We start from the raw sequence: 14,609 nt of genomic DNA, 5'->3' as shown, positions 1-14,609 counted from the left end.
TTTAGGGACCGACCACCGTGCATTCGGTCTGCCGCGCCTGCAGGCGCCGGCAGGCGAGTGCGGCCATCTCTTCGGTCATACCGACGAAATTGGCGTCATATCCGCCGCGACGAGCGACAACCTTGCGCAAACTCTCCTCAAGGGTGTTGATCTCGATCAGCGCGGTCTGGAGCAGCTGGCGCTCAGCATTGTAGCGCGACGAGAAGTGACCGACATTGATCGACCATTGCCGACCGCCTGAGGTGGAGACACGGGTGACGACCTCCAGCGGTTCCTCGGCCTCCGGCTCTGCCGTCGCGAGGGAGGCGAGCACGACCTGTTCGGGCTGGGGTTCGGCTGGCCGTGCCGGACGGGTGGCGGAAAGAACCGCCTTTGGCACGGTCGGCTCGGCCGCCTCGGCGGTCGGAACTGCCTCGACGAGTACTGTTTCCGTCGAAGGGGCGGGTTCAGGCTCGGCGCTCGGAATCGGCTCCACTTCGGTCAGTGGGGCTGCGGCCACAGCCATGGCGAGGGCCATGGCGATCGCGTCTTCATCCTCGGCAGGCGTAGCTTCAGCCCCGGGCGCGGGCGCAATTGTCGGATCGACCGCAGCGAGTGTTTCGGGTTGCGGCGTAGTCGTCTGCACAAAGGCGGGTTCGGCAGGTTCCGGCGTGGCGGTGGCCAGTTCGGTTTCGGCCTCCGCTTCGATGCCGGCCGCAACCTCCACCGCTTCCGTCGGGACCGCTTCCACCAAGGCCTCGGGTTTCGGTTCAGGCCGCGCTGCGGTTGCCGAGGCTGGCTCCACCTCGGCAACAACCGTTTCGATCGCGCCTTGCATCGCAATCAGAACGTCTTCGGGCGCCGGTGCGGCGGCGGGTATCGGGCGCGGCTTCGGGCGCGGGCTGACTTTCACGGCGGTGTCGAGGCGGATGACCTTGCCCGCGGGCATCGTCGTCGACCCGGTCACTGCCTCGGCCAGAATCCGCGCGGCCTCGTCGTCCTTCTCCTCAACCTCGGCAACATAGACGGGACGCGCGGGTTTCTGCACCGCAACCCGAGTCGGCGCCTTGCCAAACCCAAGATCCATCAGTTCCGCAACCCGCGCGTTGCGTGTGGCGGTGGACTTGCCACCGAAAACGGTGGCAATGATACGCTTGTTTCCGCGCTGCGCGGAGGCTGTGAGATTGAACCCAGCCGCCGCTGTATATCCGGTCTTGATCCCGTCGGCGCCCTTGTAAGCCGCGAGAAAACGACGGTTGGTATGCGCAACGCGCGCAACGCCCGCATCGGCCGTCGTGCGGGAAAAAAGATTATAATACTGTGGGAAGTCATAGAATACGTGACGTCCGAGCGTCGTCATGTCACGCGCCGTCGACAGATGCCCCTTGGCCGTCAGGCCGTTCGCGTTGACAAATGTCGTCCGGGTCATGCCCAGCGCCTTCGCGGTGCGGTTCATGCGTTTTGCAAAGGCCGGCTCCGACCCTTCGATCGCTTCGCCGATGGCGGTGGCGGCATCATTCGCCGATTTGATCGCGGCGGCACGGATCAGGTAGCGTAGTGCAATGGTCTGACCGGGGCGCAGCCCCAGCTTTGACGGCGGCTGCGAAGCGGCGTGTTTGGAAATCGTGACCTTGCTGTCGAGCGTGATTTCACCCCGCTCGATCGCCTCGAAGGCGATGTAAAGCGTCATCATCTTGGTCAGAGAGGCTGGATGCAGCCGCGTATCAGCGTTGTCCTGATGCAGGACCTCACCCGTCCGGGCATCGATGACGAAGTCGGCATAGGGTGCCGCGAATGCAAGCACCGGGGCGAACACGCAGACGAGCGCGAACGCGACAGCCATCAGAGTGCGTTGGACGCACTGCCCCGGACAAGTAAACACCTGTCTCACCTTTATCCTGCCTCATGTCCCGGTCGTTTGTGCCGGGACTTCTTTGATTTGCTTGACGATAACATAGGCAGATGGATGCGAAAACACTCTTAATTCAACATCTTTGCCGATTGTGTCCTTGACCGGCGTCCCGTGGACAGGAACGACGTTAGCTTTGGCATATATGGTGGCGCATCAACGCGTAGCCACAAAATCTTCCTCAATTCGGGTCACAAGCGATTCAAGCTCGCCCAGATCGGTCAGTGTGCGAAACCGCTCCTCGCCCTTCGGAGGCGCTTCGTGTTCCAGCGCCCAGGTCAGATCATGGGGGACATGAACGCCCCACCCGCCGATCCGCAGAACCGGCAGAACGTCCGATTTCAGCGAATTGCCGACCATCATCGCAGTGTCGGGCGAAACACCGTGGCGGCAGAAAAGAGAGGAATAGACCGGTTCCGTCTTGTCCGACACGATCTCCACCCCGTGGAACAAGTCGCCCAACCCCGACTGCGCCAGCTTGCGTTCCTGATCGAGAAGATCGCCCTTGGTGATCAGCAATACGCGATAGTCGTGCCGCAAAGCCTCCACCACTTCGCCCGCATGGGGCAGAAGCTCGATCGGATGGGCCAGCATCTCCTGCCCGGCCGCGATCAGTTCGCGGATCACGGTGGCCGGCACGCGGTCCTCGGTCACCTCGATGGCGGTTTCGATCATCGACAGGACGAAGCCTTTTATGCCGAACCCGTAATGGCCAAGATTGCGCCGTTCAGCCGCCAGGAGTCGTTCCTGCAAATGATCGCGTGGCGCATAATCGGCAAGAAGCTCGGCAAACCTTTCCTGCGTGAGCTGAAAGAACCGCTCGTTATGCCAGAGCGTATCGTCGGCATCGAAGCCTATTGTGGTGAGTCTAGGCATGGTCATCTCCGCCGCGCCAGTCTGACGCCTTGGAGCAATCGCTTCAATCCGTGACAATGCAGCCCTTTTCTCAAACGCCTGAGGGTTTATATTGAAGATCTGAACCCGCTGCGCCCGATTCCGGTCGCCGTGCCTGAAGGAGTTTGATCGCTTGCCCTTGCGCCCCATCCTCATGTCGGACCGCAAAGACGGCGATTCTCCGGATGCGGCGGTCATCACCAAGACACGACCGAAGACGCAACGCCCGCCGCTTTACAAGGTCATGCTGCTGAACGACGACTACACGCCAATGGAATTCGTCGTTCATGTGCTGGAACGTTTCTTCGGCTTGAACCACAGCCAGGCGTTCGAGATCATGCTGACGGTGCATAAGAAGGGTCTGGCGGTTGTCGGCGTTTTCTCGTTCGAGGTGGCCGAGACCAAGGTGGCGCAGGTGATGGACTTTTCCCGCAGGCACCAGCATCCGCTGCAATGCACGATGGAAAAGGAATAGGGCGGCGCGCCCGGTGTTCAGATGAGCCATTCGAGACTTTCTCTCGCGCTTGAGGGCGCAGAACCGCTGCCCGCTTCCCGCTGGTTGGTGGTCGGGCCGGTGGCAGATACGGATCTGTCCGCCCTGCCCCCGGACGCTATCGTGGCTGTACAGGGATTCCGCCCCGATCACGATGCTCTGGCGGCGCGGGGGATCCGGGTCGTTCCCGATTTCGGGTCGGCCGGTGACAGTTTCGATGCCGCGCTGGTCTGCCTGCCTCGCTCACGGGTGGCGGGCCGCGCCTGGATAGCGGCGGCAGCGGAACGCGTAACACCGGGCGGCACGATCTGGGTGGACGGGCAGAAGACCGACGGTGTCGAGACGATGCTGAAGGATATCCGTGCCCGGGTTCCGGTAGCGTCATCCCTGTCGAAAGCACATGGCCGGATATTCTCCTTCGCCACCGGACCGGAATTTGCAGACTGGGTAGCAGACGACCTGCACCCAGCCCCCGGCTTCATCACCCGGCCGGGCGTCTTTTCGGCCGAGAAACCCGACCCCGGCTCGGCGCTGCTTGCCGCCGCCCTGCCCGCCGGATTGAAAGGCCGCATCGCCGACCTCGGCGCCGGCTGGGGCTGGCTTTCGGCTCAGATACTGTCGCATCCGGGTGTTACGGAATTGCATCTGATCGAGGCCGACCATTCGGCGCTCGACTGCGCCCGCGCCAATATCAGCGATCCGCGGGCGCGGTTTCACTGGGCGGACGCGACCCGGTTCCGGCCCGAGGCACGCTTTGACGCGGTGGTGATGAACCCGCCGTTCCATACCGGGCGCGCAGCAGAACCCGCACTTGGTGCCGCATTCATTGCAGCGGCGTCGGAAATGCTGGTGCCGTCCGGGCGGCTCTTCATGGTTGCCAACCGGCACTTGCCCTATGAGGCCGTGCTCTCGTCGCATTTCCGCGATGTCTCGGAAATCGGTGGTGACGGAGCCTTCAAGCTCTTCAGTGCAGCCCGTCCGGTGCAGGCGCCTCGCCCGCGCCGCTGAAATCCTCTAACCTGCGCCAACAGAATCAAAACCGGACCACTCATGTCCCTTTCTATTTCCGGCAAGACCGCCATCGTCACAGGTGCCGCGCGGGGCGTCGGCCTCGCCATTGCCCGTCACTTCGTTGATCTCGGCGCGAAGGTCATGTTCGCCGACATGGATGAAGCAAAGCTGGCGGACGAGGTCGGCGCGGAGGCCGCCGAAGAAGGCAACGTGCGCTATTTCGGTGGCGATCTGAGCCAGAAGCTGACACTTGCCAACCTGCTGTCAGCGACGGTCGACGCCTTCGAACGCATCGACATCCTCGTCAATGCCAGTCGCGGTATCGTGACATCGGACCCTCTCAACCCCGATGACGAGGGGCTGGAGGTAATGCTGAAACAGAACCTCATGACCTCGCTGAAGCTGAGCCAGATGACCGCGAAGCGGATGATCGCCCAAGCCGAAAAGGAAGGGCACGAGGAGGGGCCGGTCGGCTCCATCATCAATATCTCGACGCTGGCCGCCCGCCGCACCCAGCCGGAATTCCTGGCCTATTCCGTCGCTTCAGCCGCGCTAGATCAGGCAACCCGGTCGCTTGCGGTGGCGCTTGCACCGGAGCGTATCCGGGTGAACGGCATCGCTCTGGCCAGCGTCATGAGCGCGAGCCTTCAGGCCAGCCTCAAGGACAATCCCGACTGGCGCGGCACGATCACCGACGCCACGCCGATGCGCCGCATCGCGCCGCCCTCGGAACTGGCCGATGTGGCGCAGTTCCTCGCCTCGGACGGGTCGGGGTTCGTCACCGGTCAGATCCTGACCGTTGACGGTGGCCGCAGTCTGATCGACCCGGCGCCGGTTCCCGCCTATTGACCCTATTCGGGGTATTTGGCCCGGCAGGCGGCAATTTCGGCCTGTGCGCTTTTGGCCAAAGCGGCACGGCGGCTCTTCAGGCCTTCGAGCTTGCGGGTTTCGACCTCAGGATCGATTGCAACCGGGCGTTTGACCGTGTCAAACACCGGTTCCAGGCACATCCGGCGATGGGGTATCTGGCCGATGTAATCATCACAGCGTTGCCAGACGTGGCGGACAACTTCCCGCTCCTCATAGGCGTAGCCACGGGCCAGATTGGCTTCCGTTTCGGCGATTAGCTGATCGAGGGTACGAACTTCATGCGTTGCCCTGCGGATGCATTGTTCCTGCGGCGTGCCGCAGGCGGCGAGAGCTGCAAGCAGGACGAGGGGCACTAGTCTTCGTATCAGCATGGGGACCTCGGGTCAGCTCTGTCCACAGGAGGCACGAAGGGCGGCGATCCGGGCACGCAATGCCTCCCGACGCGCCTCCAGAGATGCCAGTTTCCGCTGCTCGGCGGCGCTGTCAATGGCCACCGGCCGGCTGCGCGTCCCGGGATCCGTGCAGAAGCTCACCCCGACATTGGACTGGCGCCCGCCAAGGCAGAAGTTCACATTCGCACCGCTGTCCTGACGTTCCATTGTATAGCCCCGTTCAATCCGGGCCCGGGTTTCGGCAATCAACTCCTCGACCGTGCGCAGTTCGCGCTGCTCGGGACCGGCGCAGTTTGCCACCCGATCACCCTCGCAAGCGGTCAGCGTTAGGGTGAACAGGATGAGTGCGGTCCGAGGAAAAATCGGCATGGGGCAACTCCCGGCAATGGCTACGCGTCTGACAATACGCCACATTTCCACCCCGGCCAAATCACGAAACAACCGGGCCGATCTGGCGGGGAAATCGGAAAGATGCTAGGCGGGATCGGTCCAAAGCAGGTGCAGTCAGAATGACCGGGGAAATCGAACCACAGAAGGCACGGGCAGCGGCCTGGTTCCGCGCGCTGCGCGACGACATCCTTTCAGCGTTCGTGGCCATTGAGGACAAGCACAGTTCCGGGCCCGCCTCGGACCTCGCGCCCGGACGGTTTGAACGCACACAGACGCAACGCAAGTCCACCCGCGGGGAGGATGCGGGCGGCGGCTGCATGAACGTGATGCGCGGGGGCCGGGTCTTCGAGAAGGTCGGCGTCAATGTCTCCGTCGTGCATGGCGAGCTTGGCGCCCGGGCGCAATCGGCGATGGCCGCGCGCGGCGTGCCGGGGATGGAAACCGATCCGCGCTTCTGGGCCACGGGCATCAGCCTTGTCGCCCATATGCGCAACCCCCATGTCCCTGCGGTTCACATGAACACCCGCATGTTCTGGACGCCGCATGCCTGGTGGTTTGGCGGCGGGGCCGACCTCAATCCCTGCATCGAATATAAAGGGGACACGACCCATTTTCACGCGGCTTTGGCGGCGGCTTGCGATGCCCATGATCCGGGCTATTACGGTCGCTTCAAGTCGTGGGCAGACGAATATTTCTTTGTGCCGCACCGGGGCCGTGCGCGCGGGGTCGGTGGCATTTTCTTCGACGATCTGAACACCGGAAACTGGGAAGCCGATTTCGCCTTCGTCCAGTCGGTCGGAAAGGCGTTCCTGCCCGCCTTCCTGCCACTGGTCGACCGCAGGCGCGAAACACCGTGGAGCGACGAAGATCGCGACACCCAGCTTATCCATCGCGGGCTATATGCCGAATACAACCTTGTCTACGACCGGGGCACCAAGTTCGGGCTCGAGAGCGGACATGACGCCAATGCGGTGCTGATGAGCCTGCCGCCCTTGGCGAAATGGGTCTGACCCGGCGATGGATGGCCTGGCCCTTGAAACGCTGGCGGCCTTCATCCTGACCTCGGCGGTCATCGAACTGACGCCTGGCCCTAATATGGCCTGGCTTGCCATCGTGGCCGCGACCGAAGGCCGCCGACCGGGTTTTGCCGCAGTGGCGGGCGTGGCGCTGGGGCTCGGGATCGTGGGTATCGCGGCGGCCCTTGGCGTCGCGGCGGCGGTCACGGCGTCGCCCTTTCTTTACGAGACATTGCGCTGGGGCGGGGTTTTCTACCTTCTCTGGCTCGCATGGGATGGCTGGCGCGACGGCGGCGACGGGATCGACAAGATGCCCTTCGGTGCGCGGATGTGGCGGTATTTCCGGCGCGGTCTGATCACCAATCTTTTGAACCCCAAGGCGGCCGTCTTTTATATCGCGGTCCTGCCCGCATTTACCGATCCAGCGGGCAAGGTATTGACAGAAACGATAACTCTCTCAATGGTTTACGTGGCCGTCGCGACTGCCATCCACGCTGCCATTGTGATCCTCGCCGGGCTTGCCCGACATATCCTCGATGACCCACGCCGCAGCCGGATCGTTCGGCGGGTTTTGTCGGCGCTTCTGGCACTCATTGCGCTCTGGTTCGCCTGGGCAACAGGACGAACGGCGCTATGACGGACAAGGGGCCGCATTGTGCAGCACGGCCCATGGCGGTATGACGCGGGCGCAAGCGGACGGAGAGTGGAATGAAAGCGGCGGATTGCACGACCATGGAACAGGTGAGGGCCGAGATCGACCGGGTCGATGCGGCGCTTGTCGCGCTTCTGGCCGAACGCACCACCTATATCGACCGCGCATCCGACCTGAAGCCCGCCCTCGGCCTTCCCGCCCGGATAGAGGACCGGGTCGAAGAAGTCGTCGCGAAAGTTCGTGACCGGGCCGAGGCGGAAGGATTCGATCCCGCTTTGGCCGAGGCGCTCTGGCGGCGGCTCATCGACTGGTCGATTGCCCGCGAAGAGGACGTGATCGGGCGCTGAGCCCTACTTCAGCATCAGAATCTGGACATCGGCGACATTGGTGCCCGTGGCGCCGGTGGTAAGCAGGTCGCCTGCGGCCTTCAGGGCGGCGTGGCTGTCATTGTTGGCCAGAAGCGCTTCGGGGTCTCGCCCGGCGGCACGGATACGCCCCGCCGTTCCGGAATCGACAATGCCCCCCGCCGCATCGGTCGGACCATCGCGGCCATCGGTGCCGCCGGAAAGGAACACCCAATCGCGGCCGAGATCGGGCATGGCGAGCGCGACGCGCAAGCTGAGTTCCTGATTGCGTCCGCCGAGGCCGGTGCCTTTTAGGACAACAGTGGTTTCGCCGCCGAAGATCAGGCAGGCGGGGCGGTCCCTTGGCGCGTTTCGGGCGGTGTGGATCACCGCTTCAGCGGCCTCGGCGACATCGCCTGTGAGGTGGTCGCTGACGATCCGGGCACCGGTTCCGGCAGCTGTCGCAACAGCATCAAGGCTTTTGCGGTTCGAGCCGATCAGGATGTTTTTTGCTTTTGGCAGAGGGTGTTGCGGTTTCTCGGCCTCCAGATGTGCGCGGACAGTGGCAGGCAACTGGTCCCAGATGCCGCGTTCAGTCAGCAGGGCCTTCGCATCCCCGGATGTACCGATGGGCGCGACGGTCGGGCCCGATGCGATGACCCGCAGGTCGTCGCCGATCACGTCCGACAGGATATAGGCGGTGACCGGAGACGGAGCGGCATGGCGCAGGAACCCGCCCCCCTTCAGCCGGGAAAGCTGCTGGCGGATCAGGTTGATCTCCGTGATCTCGAAGCCGTGGGCGAGAAGCAGGCGGTTGACCTCGGCCTTGTCGGCGAGCGTCAGCCCCTCCGCCGGGGCAGGGAGAAGCGCCGAGCCGCCGCCGGAGATAAGGGCGATGACCCGATCGGCTTCCGTCGTGTTTGTGAGACGGCTGATGACCTCTGCGGCCGCCTTTGCGCCGTTCTCGTCCGGCACTGGATGACCCGAGGCCATGACCGTCGCGCCGGGCAGGTTACCGGCATTTTCATAATTTGTGATCACAAGCGCGTCGTGGGCGTCATCGCCCAACTGACGCAGCAGTTCAGTCGCCATCGGGACGGCAGCTTTCCCAATAGAAACAACATGATATACCCCGCCCGGATCGGGGCGGGGCAAGGGATTTTCGGTCAACGCCGCGCGAAGGGCAAGGGCCGGATCGGCCGCCCGGCAGGCGATCTGGAACAGCTCTTTCGCCCTCTCGCGCAACGCAGACATGGCTCAGGCACCCGCGATCTGCTTGGCCTTCTGGACCAGCACTTCAGCCTGACGGATCGAGGCATAGTCGATCAGGCGACCGTCAAGCGACACGGCCCCCTTGCCGGCGGCGGCGGCGTCTTCCATCGCCTTCAGAATACGCTGCGCCTTGGTGACTTCGGCCTCGGACGGGCTCATCACCTCATTGGCGAGCGCGATCTGGGACGGATGGATCGCCCATTTACCTTCGCAGCCGAGTACGGCCGCCCGTTTCGCGGCGGCCTTGTAGCCCTCGGGGTCCTGGAAATCGCCGAACGGACCGTCGATGGGACGCAAGCCATTGGCGCGGGCGGCTACGACCATGCGGGCCAGCGCATAGTGCCACATATCACCCCAGTGAACCGCACGGCTGCCGTCCTCAAGAGGGTCGGTCAGGACCGAGTAATCCGGGTTCACGCCGCCGATGATCGTGGTACGCGCGCGGGTGGAGGCGGCATAGTCGGCGACGCCGAAATGCAGGCTCTCGTTCCGCTTCGAGGCACCGGCGATTTCGGTCACGTTCTGCATGCCGAGCGCGGTCTCGATGATGTGTTCGAATCCGATCCGTTTCTTGTAGCCTTTCGCATCCTCGATCTGGGTCACCATCATGTCGACGGCATAGACATCGGCGGCGGTTCCGACCTTCGGAATCATGATCAGGTCGAGCCGTTCGCCGGCCTGTTCCACGACATCGACGACATCACGATACATGTAATGCGTGTCCAGACCGTTGATTCGGACGGACATGGTTTTCTTGCCCCAATCGACCTCATTCAGGGCCTTGATGATGTTCTTTCGGGCCTGCGCCTTGTCGTCCGGCGCGACCGCGTCCTCGAGATCGAGGAAGATCACGTCGACATCAGATTGCGCTGCTTTTTCAAACATTTGCGGGGCGCTGCCGGGGACGGCCAATTCGCTGCGGTTGAGCCGCGCGGGGGCCTGTTCGATGACATGGAAGCTCATGGGGGACGTCCTTGGATGGGTTGCCGTTGGGTAACGGGCGCCATTCAAGGACGGAAAAATCTTCGCCTGTCAAGAAAGATTCTTGCGCGACAGAATGACGCTGAGCAATGTCCGAAAAGCCATTTTCTGTGGTCGGCAAAGCGTCGGCGCACTGTCGGCAAAACGTATGGCAGGCGTCCGGCAAGTGCCCGGTCAGCGCGGCCCGGCACGTTCGCCGGGAAGGCGCGACGAGTAGTAAAACGCGATCGCCTGAGCGCGGTTCGAGACCCCGAGTTTTTCGAAAAGGTTCGACAGGTGGAACTTCACCGTGTTGGCCGAAATCTCGAAATCCCGGGCGAGGTCCTTGTTGGTCAGACCCTGCGACAGAGCCTCCAGCAAAGCGCGTTCGCGGCGGGTCAGGCTGTGGATCGGGTCGGCCTGCAATTCGCGGATGTCGAGGAAGGGAAAGACCATCTGGCCCTGCGCCACGGCGAGGCAGGTTTCGAGAAGCTTCTCGACCGGCGTGTTGCGTCCGACAAAGCCCGCCGCCCCCGAGAGCATCGCCTGGCGTGCCGTTTCGCCCTTGGGGTCGTCGCCGTAGACCACGAACCGCGGCGCGTTCGCCTGTTCGCGCAGAACCTCGATCAGTTTCTGGCCGCCAAGCGCGGGGACATTCCAGTCGACAACGCCGATCCTGACCGGCACCCGCATCACCATCCCGAGAAACCCCTCGGCCGTGGCGGATGTGGCCACCAGCGAGAATCGGGGGTCGCGGTCGAAAAGTTCTGACATGGCCGACAGAACCAGCGGATTGCCATCTGCGAGCGAGACCGAGATCGGCTTGGCGGCGGGGTCAAGGTTTTGCATTCATTGGCCTTTTTCTAAAAACCTACCCATTCTGGTTGGTCGTTTTTCGGTATACCTCAGTATTCATACCATTATGGGTAGGTTTTTACCCACCTAACTGGATACCCAAAAGCAGGAGTAACGCAGGTTGTGACGCGACGGCAAGCCCGATTATCTGAATCCTGACACCGGAGTGATCCGGCACAGCCAGAATTTGTGGAGCCCCGCCCGATGAATGATATGACGATCTTCCCGCAGCTCGACATTCCCGAGACGCTTGCGGCGGGCCCCGGCCCCGGCAATACCGACCCGCGGGTTCTGGCGCGTTTTGCCCAGACCGGCCTTGCCGATCACATGCAGGCCGACGTGCTGCGCGGCATGATCGAGTGCAAGGAGATGCTGCGGCAGGTCTGGGGCACCAAGAACACCTACACCTACGGCGTCGGCGGCACCGGCTTTTCCGGCCTCGACTGTATGCTGGGCGCGATCCTGCCGGGCGACACGGTCGTGGCCTTCGTCAACGGCACCTTTTCCGGCATCGACGGTCTGACGATCCGCATGAAAGCCGCGACCCGCGAGGAACTGGCCGCGAATGCAATGGACCCGCAGGCCGCGTCGGTCACCATCATCAATGTGCCGCATGGCCAGTCGGTGACGGGCGAAATCGTCGAGAAGGCGCTGGCCAGCAAGAAACCGAAATGGGCCTTCATGGCGCATTGGGAAACCGGTTCGGGCCGGATCAATGATCTTCAGGGTTTCTCGGATGCCTGCGAGCGGCATGGTGCGATGGGGCTCGTGGACGCGGTCTCTTCCCTCGGGATCGCCGACTTTTCCATCGACGCCTATCCGGGCGTGGTCGGCTGGGCGTCGTGCCCGCAGAAGGGCGTCCTTTGCCTGCCGCTCACCTATGCGCCGGTCAGCTTCACCGATCGCTATATCGCCCATGTGCGCGCCAATGGCTGCGCCTCTTACGTCCACAACCCGGTGCTGGAAGCGCGCCACTGGGGTATCGTCGACGGCAAGGATGTCGCCGCCGGTTCCTATCACCGCACCCATTCGGGCTATGCCGTCGCTGCTTTCCATGAGGCATTGCGCATCACGCTTCAGCATGGCCGCGCGCAGAAGGCCCGCGACTATGCGTTCCACGAAAAGGCACTGCGCGATGCCGTCACGGCGATGGGCTGCGATGTGACCTCGAACATGACCAGCCTTGTCGTCCTGAACCTGCCCGCCTCGCTTGCGGGCCGCGAAAAGGAACTGGTGCAGGGCTGCCGCGCCAAGGGCTTCGGCATCTGGCCGACGCTCAGCGAACCCGTTCAGGTCCGCATCGGCATCCTGAACCAGCTTTCGGAACGGGCCATCACCGATATCGTCATGCGCTTTGCCGTCGCGATGAAGGAGATGGGCGCCGAGATCGACATGGGCGCGGTTCAGGCAGGGCTGGACCGGCATTATCAATCCGCGATGGCGGCTGAATAAATACCACGGGCGGAGGAGGCTCGCGAATGGACATTCATGAATATCAGGCCAAGGAAATCCTCGGCCGGTTTGGGGTCACAGTCCCCGATGGCGGGCTGGCCTACAGCCCCGAACAGGCAGCCTACCGCGCCCGCGAACTGGGCGGCAACCGCTGGATCGTCAAGGCGCAGGTTCATGCCGGTGGCCGGGGCAAGGCCGGTGGCGTGAAGCTGTGCGACAGCGAGGGCGAGATCCTCGATGCCGCTGACGAGATGTTCGGCAAGAAGCTGGTGACGCATCAGACCGGGCCCGAGGGCAAGGGCGTCTACCGCGTCTATGTTGAGGCGGCAGTAGCGTTCGAGCAGGAGATCTATCTGGGCTTCGTTCTTGACCGCACCTCGCAGCGGGTGATGATCGTCGCCTCGTCCGAAGGTGGGATGGAGATCGAGGAAATCTCGGCAGAGAAGCCCGAGTCGATCGTCCGTTCGACCGTCGAACCGGCCGTCGGCCTGCAGGAATTCCAGGCGCGTGAGATTGCGTTTGCCCTTGGCATTCCGGCGAAGCTGACCCAGCAGATGGTCCGCACCCTGCAGGGCTGCTACCGCGCCTTCACCGAGCTTGACGCGACCATGGTGGAGATCAACCCGCTTGTCATCACCTCGGACGACCGCATCCTTGCGCTCGACGCCAAGATGACCTTCGACGGCAATGCTCTGTTCCGTCATCCGCATGTGGCGGAACTGCGCGACAAGAGCCAGGAAGACCCGCGCGAGGCGCGCGCGGCCGACCGGGGCCTGAACTATATCGGTCTGACCGGCAATATCGGCTGCATCGTCAATGGCGCGGGTCTCGCGATGGCGACGATGGACACGATTAAGCTGGCGGGCGGCGAGCCTGCGAACTTCCTCGATATCGGTGGCGGTGCCACGCCCGAGCGGGTGGCGAAAGCCTTCAAGCTGGTTCTGTCGGATGCGAATGTGCAGGCGGTTCTGGTCAACATCTTCGCCGGGATCAACCGCTGTGACTGGGTGGCCGAGGGCGTCGTCCAGGCGCTGACCCAGAACCCGGTCGATGTCCCGGTCATCGTCCGTCTTGCGGGCACCAATGTGGAAGAGGGTCAGAAGATCCTTGCCCAATCCGGCCTGCCGATCATCCGCGCCACCACGCTGATGGAAGCCGCCGAACGTGCCGTGACTGCATGGCAGAATGACAAGACCCAGAACTCCAAGCTGAGGGCCGTCTGATGAGCATCTATCTCGACCGCGACAGCCGCGTCATCGTCCAGGGCATCACCGGACGCCTCGCGAGCTTTCACACAAAGGAAATGATCGAATACGGCACCAATGTCGTCGGTGGTGTCGTGCCGGGCAAGGGTGGCGAGACCGCCCATGGCGTGCCGGTCTTCAACACCGTCAAGGAAGCCGTCGAGGCGACCGGCGCGAATACGAGCCTCGTCTTCGTGCCGCCCCCCTTTGCGGCGGACAGCATCATGGAAGCGGCCGATGGCGGCATCCGCTACGCGGTCTGCGTGACCGACGGCATCCCGGCACAGGACATGATCCGGGTGAAGCGTTACATGTACCGCTACCCGAAAGAGCGCCGCATGGTGCTGACCGGGCCGAACTGCGCGGGCACGATCAGCCCGGGCAAGGCGCTTTGCGGCATCATGCCGGGCCATATCTACCTGCCCGGCCATGTCGGTATCGTTGGCCGTTCAGGCACGCTTGGCTATGAGGCTGCCCAGCAGCTCAAGGATCGCGGCATCGGGGTTTCGACCTCCGTCGGCATCGGTGGCGACCCGATCAACGGCTCTTCGTTCCGCGATATCCTGGAGCAGTTCGAAGCCGATCCCGACACCCATGTCATCTGCATGATCGGCGAGATCGGCGGACCGCAGGAAGCCGAGGCGGCGGAATACATCCAGAACCACATGACCAAACCGGTCATCGCCTATATCGCGGGTCTGACCGCGCCGAAGGGCCGCACGATGGGCCATGCCGGTGCGATCATCTCGGCCTTTGGCGAAAGCGCGTCAGAAAAGGTGGAAATCCTTTCGGCGGCGGGTGTAACCGTGGCAGAGCATCCCTCGATCATCGGCGAGACGATCGCGCGGGTAATGAAGAAAGAAGCGGCCTGAGGAG

Annotated in this window: 16 protein-coding genes; 9 read left to right on the top strand and 7 right to left on the bottom strand. The window is 63.2% G+C overall.

Annotation, left to right across the window (positions count from 1 at the left end):
• Nucleotide 1: 1 nt before the first annotated feature.
• Entirely contained in the window at nt 2–1,822 is a 1,821-nt protein-coding gene (locus QKW60_RS11070; protein WP_282368782.1) for a D-alanyl-D-alanine carboxypeptidase family protein, read from the bottom strand.
• Between the two features lie 222 nt (nt 1,823–2,044).
• Nucleotides 2,045–2,764, bottom strand: a complete 720-nt coding sequence (locus QKW60_RS11065; RefSeq protein ID WP_282368781.1) for an HAD family hydrolase — start codon at nt 2,762–2,764, stop codon at nt 2,045–2,047.
• A gap of 172 nt (nt 2,765–2,936) precedes the next feature.
• Here QKW60_RS11065 and clpS point away from each other — a divergent pair, with 172 nt between their 5' ends.
• From clpS to QKW60_RS11050, 3 genes are read left to right on the top strand one after another with little or no spacing between them, the layout of a single operon-like run.
• The gene (clpS, locus tag QKW60_RS11060) at nt 2,937–3,257 is read left to right on the top strand and encodes an ATP-dependent Clp protease adapter ClpS (RefSeq protein WP_282369065.1); all 321 of its coding nucleotides are present in this window, start codon (nt 2,937–2,939) and stop codon (nt 3,255–3,257) included.
• 21 nt (nt 3,258–3,278) lie between these two features.
• On the top strand, nt 3,279–4,283 hold the full coding sequence (locus QKW60_RS11055) for a class I SAM-dependent methyltransferase (RefSeq protein ID WP_282368780.1): 1,005 nt from the start codon (nt 3,279–3,281) through the stop codon (nt 4,281–4,283).
• Between the two features lie 42 nt (nt 4,284–4,325).
• On the top strand, nt 4,326–5,135 hold the full coding sequence (locus QKW60_RS11050; RefSeq protein WP_282368779.1) for an SDR family NAD(P)-dependent oxidoreductase: 810 nt from the start codon (nt 4,326–4,328) through the stop codon (nt 5,133–5,135).
• A 2-nt stretch (nt 5,136–5,137) separates the two neighbouring features.
• Here QKW60_RS11050 and QKW60_RS11045 read toward each other — a convergent pair whose 3' ends face one another.
• Nucleotides 5,138–5,527, bottom strand: coding sequence for a hypothetical protein (locus tag QKW60_RS11045; RefSeq protein WP_282368778.1), 390 nt, complete (start codon nt 5,525–5,527; stop codon nt 5,138–5,140).
• Between the two features lie 12 nt (nt 5,528–5,539).
• A complete protein-coding gene (locus QKW60_RS11040) occupies nt 5,540–5,917 on the bottom strand; it encodes a hypothetical protein (protein ID WP_282368777.1) in 378 nt (125 codons plus the stop codon).
• Nucleotides 5,918–6,057: 140 nt separating this feature from the next.
• Here QKW60_RS11040 and hemF point away from each other — a divergent pair, with 140 nt between their 5' ends.
• The 3 genes from hemF (at nt 6,058) to QKW60_RS11025 (ending at nt 7,953) form a co-directional block, all read left to right on the top strand.
• On the top strand, nt 6,058–6,948 hold the full coding sequence (gene hemF, locus QKW60_RS11035; protein WP_282368775.1) for an oxygen-dependent coproporphyrinogen oxidase: 891 nt from the start codon (nt 6,058–6,060) through the stop codon (nt 6,946–6,948).
• Between the two features lie 7 nt (nt 6,949–6,955).
• Nucleotides 6,956–7,591, top strand: coding sequence for a LysE family translocator (locus tag QKW60_RS11030; protein WP_282368774.1), 636 nt, complete (start codon nt 6,956–6,958; stop codon nt 7,589–7,591).
• Nucleotides 7,592–7,662: 71 nt separating this feature from the next.
• On the top strand, nt 7,663–7,953 hold the full coding sequence (locus QKW60_RS11025; protein ID WP_282368773.1) for a chorismate mutase: 291 nt from the start codon (nt 7,663–7,665) through the stop codon (nt 7,951–7,953).
• A gap of 3 nt (nt 7,954–7,956) precedes the next feature.
• Here the strand turns inward: QKW60_RS11025 and QKW60_RS11020 are convergent, their stop codons facing one another.
• The 3 genes from QKW60_RS11020 to QKW60_RS11010 all read right to left on the bottom strand — a co-directional run bounded on the left by QKW60_RS11020 (nt 7,957) and on the right by QKW60_RS11010 (nt 11,031).
• Nucleotides 7,957–9,204 carry a glycerate kinase type-2 family protein gene (locus QKW60_RS11020; RefSeq protein ID WP_282368772.1) on the bottom strand — a complete coding sequence of 416 codons (1,248 nt, stop codon included), beginning with the start codon at nt 9,202–9,204 and terminating at the stop codon, nt 7,957–7,959.
• Between the two features lie 3 nt (nt 9,205–9,207).
• On the bottom strand, nt 9,208–10,185 hold the full coding sequence (locus tag QKW60_RS11015; protein ID WP_282368771.1) for an HpcH/HpaI aldolase/citrate lyase family protein: 978 nt from the start codon (nt 10,183–10,185) through the stop codon (nt 9,208–9,210).
• Nucleotides 10,186–10,377: 192 nt separating this feature from the next.
• Nucleotides 10,378–11,031 (bottom strand): response regulator transcription factor, encoded by a 654-nt coding sequence (locus QKW60_RS11010; RefSeq protein WP_282368770.1) that lies wholly within the window; start codon nt 11,029–11,031, stop codon nt 10,378–10,380.
• A gap of 210 nt (nt 11,032–11,241) precedes the next feature.
• Between QKW60_RS11010 and QKW60_RS11005 the strand changes: the two genes are divergently transcribed.
• Genes QKW60_RS11005 through sucD form a run of 3 tightly spaced genes read left to right on the top strand, consistent with a single transcriptional unit; the run spans nt 11,242 to nt 14,605 of the window.
• On the top strand, nt 11,242–12,489 hold the full coding sequence (locus tag QKW60_RS11005) for an aminotransferase class V-fold PLP-dependent enzyme (protein ID WP_282368769.1): 1,248 nt from the start codon (nt 11,242–11,244) through the stop codon (nt 12,487–12,489).
• 26 nt (nt 12,490–12,515) lie between these two features.
• Nucleotides 12,516–13,712, top strand: coding sequence for a malate--CoA ligase subunit beta (locus tag QKW60_RS11000; RefSeq protein WP_282368768.1), 1,197 nt, complete (start codon nt 12,516–12,518; stop codon nt 13,710–13,712).
• Entirely contained in the window at nt 13,712–14,605 is an 894-nt protein-coding gene (gene sucD / locus QKW60_RS10995; RefSeq protein ID WP_282368767.1) for a succinate--CoA ligase subunit alpha, read from the top strand. The genes QKW60_RS11000 and sucD overlap by 1 nt, the downstream gene beginning before the upstream one ends.
• Nucleotides 14,606–14,609: the final 4 nt, after the last annotated feature.

The sequence above is a fragment of the Albidovulum aestuarii genome (assembly GCF_029961185.1).
GTDB classification, from domain to species: domain Bacteria; phylum Pseudomonadota; class Alphaproteobacteria; order Rhodobacterales; family Rhodobacteraceae; genus Albidovulum; species Albidovulum aestuarii.
Note: the sequence above shows the minus strand (reverse complement) of the source record. Positions and strands in the feature narration are given on the sequence as shown.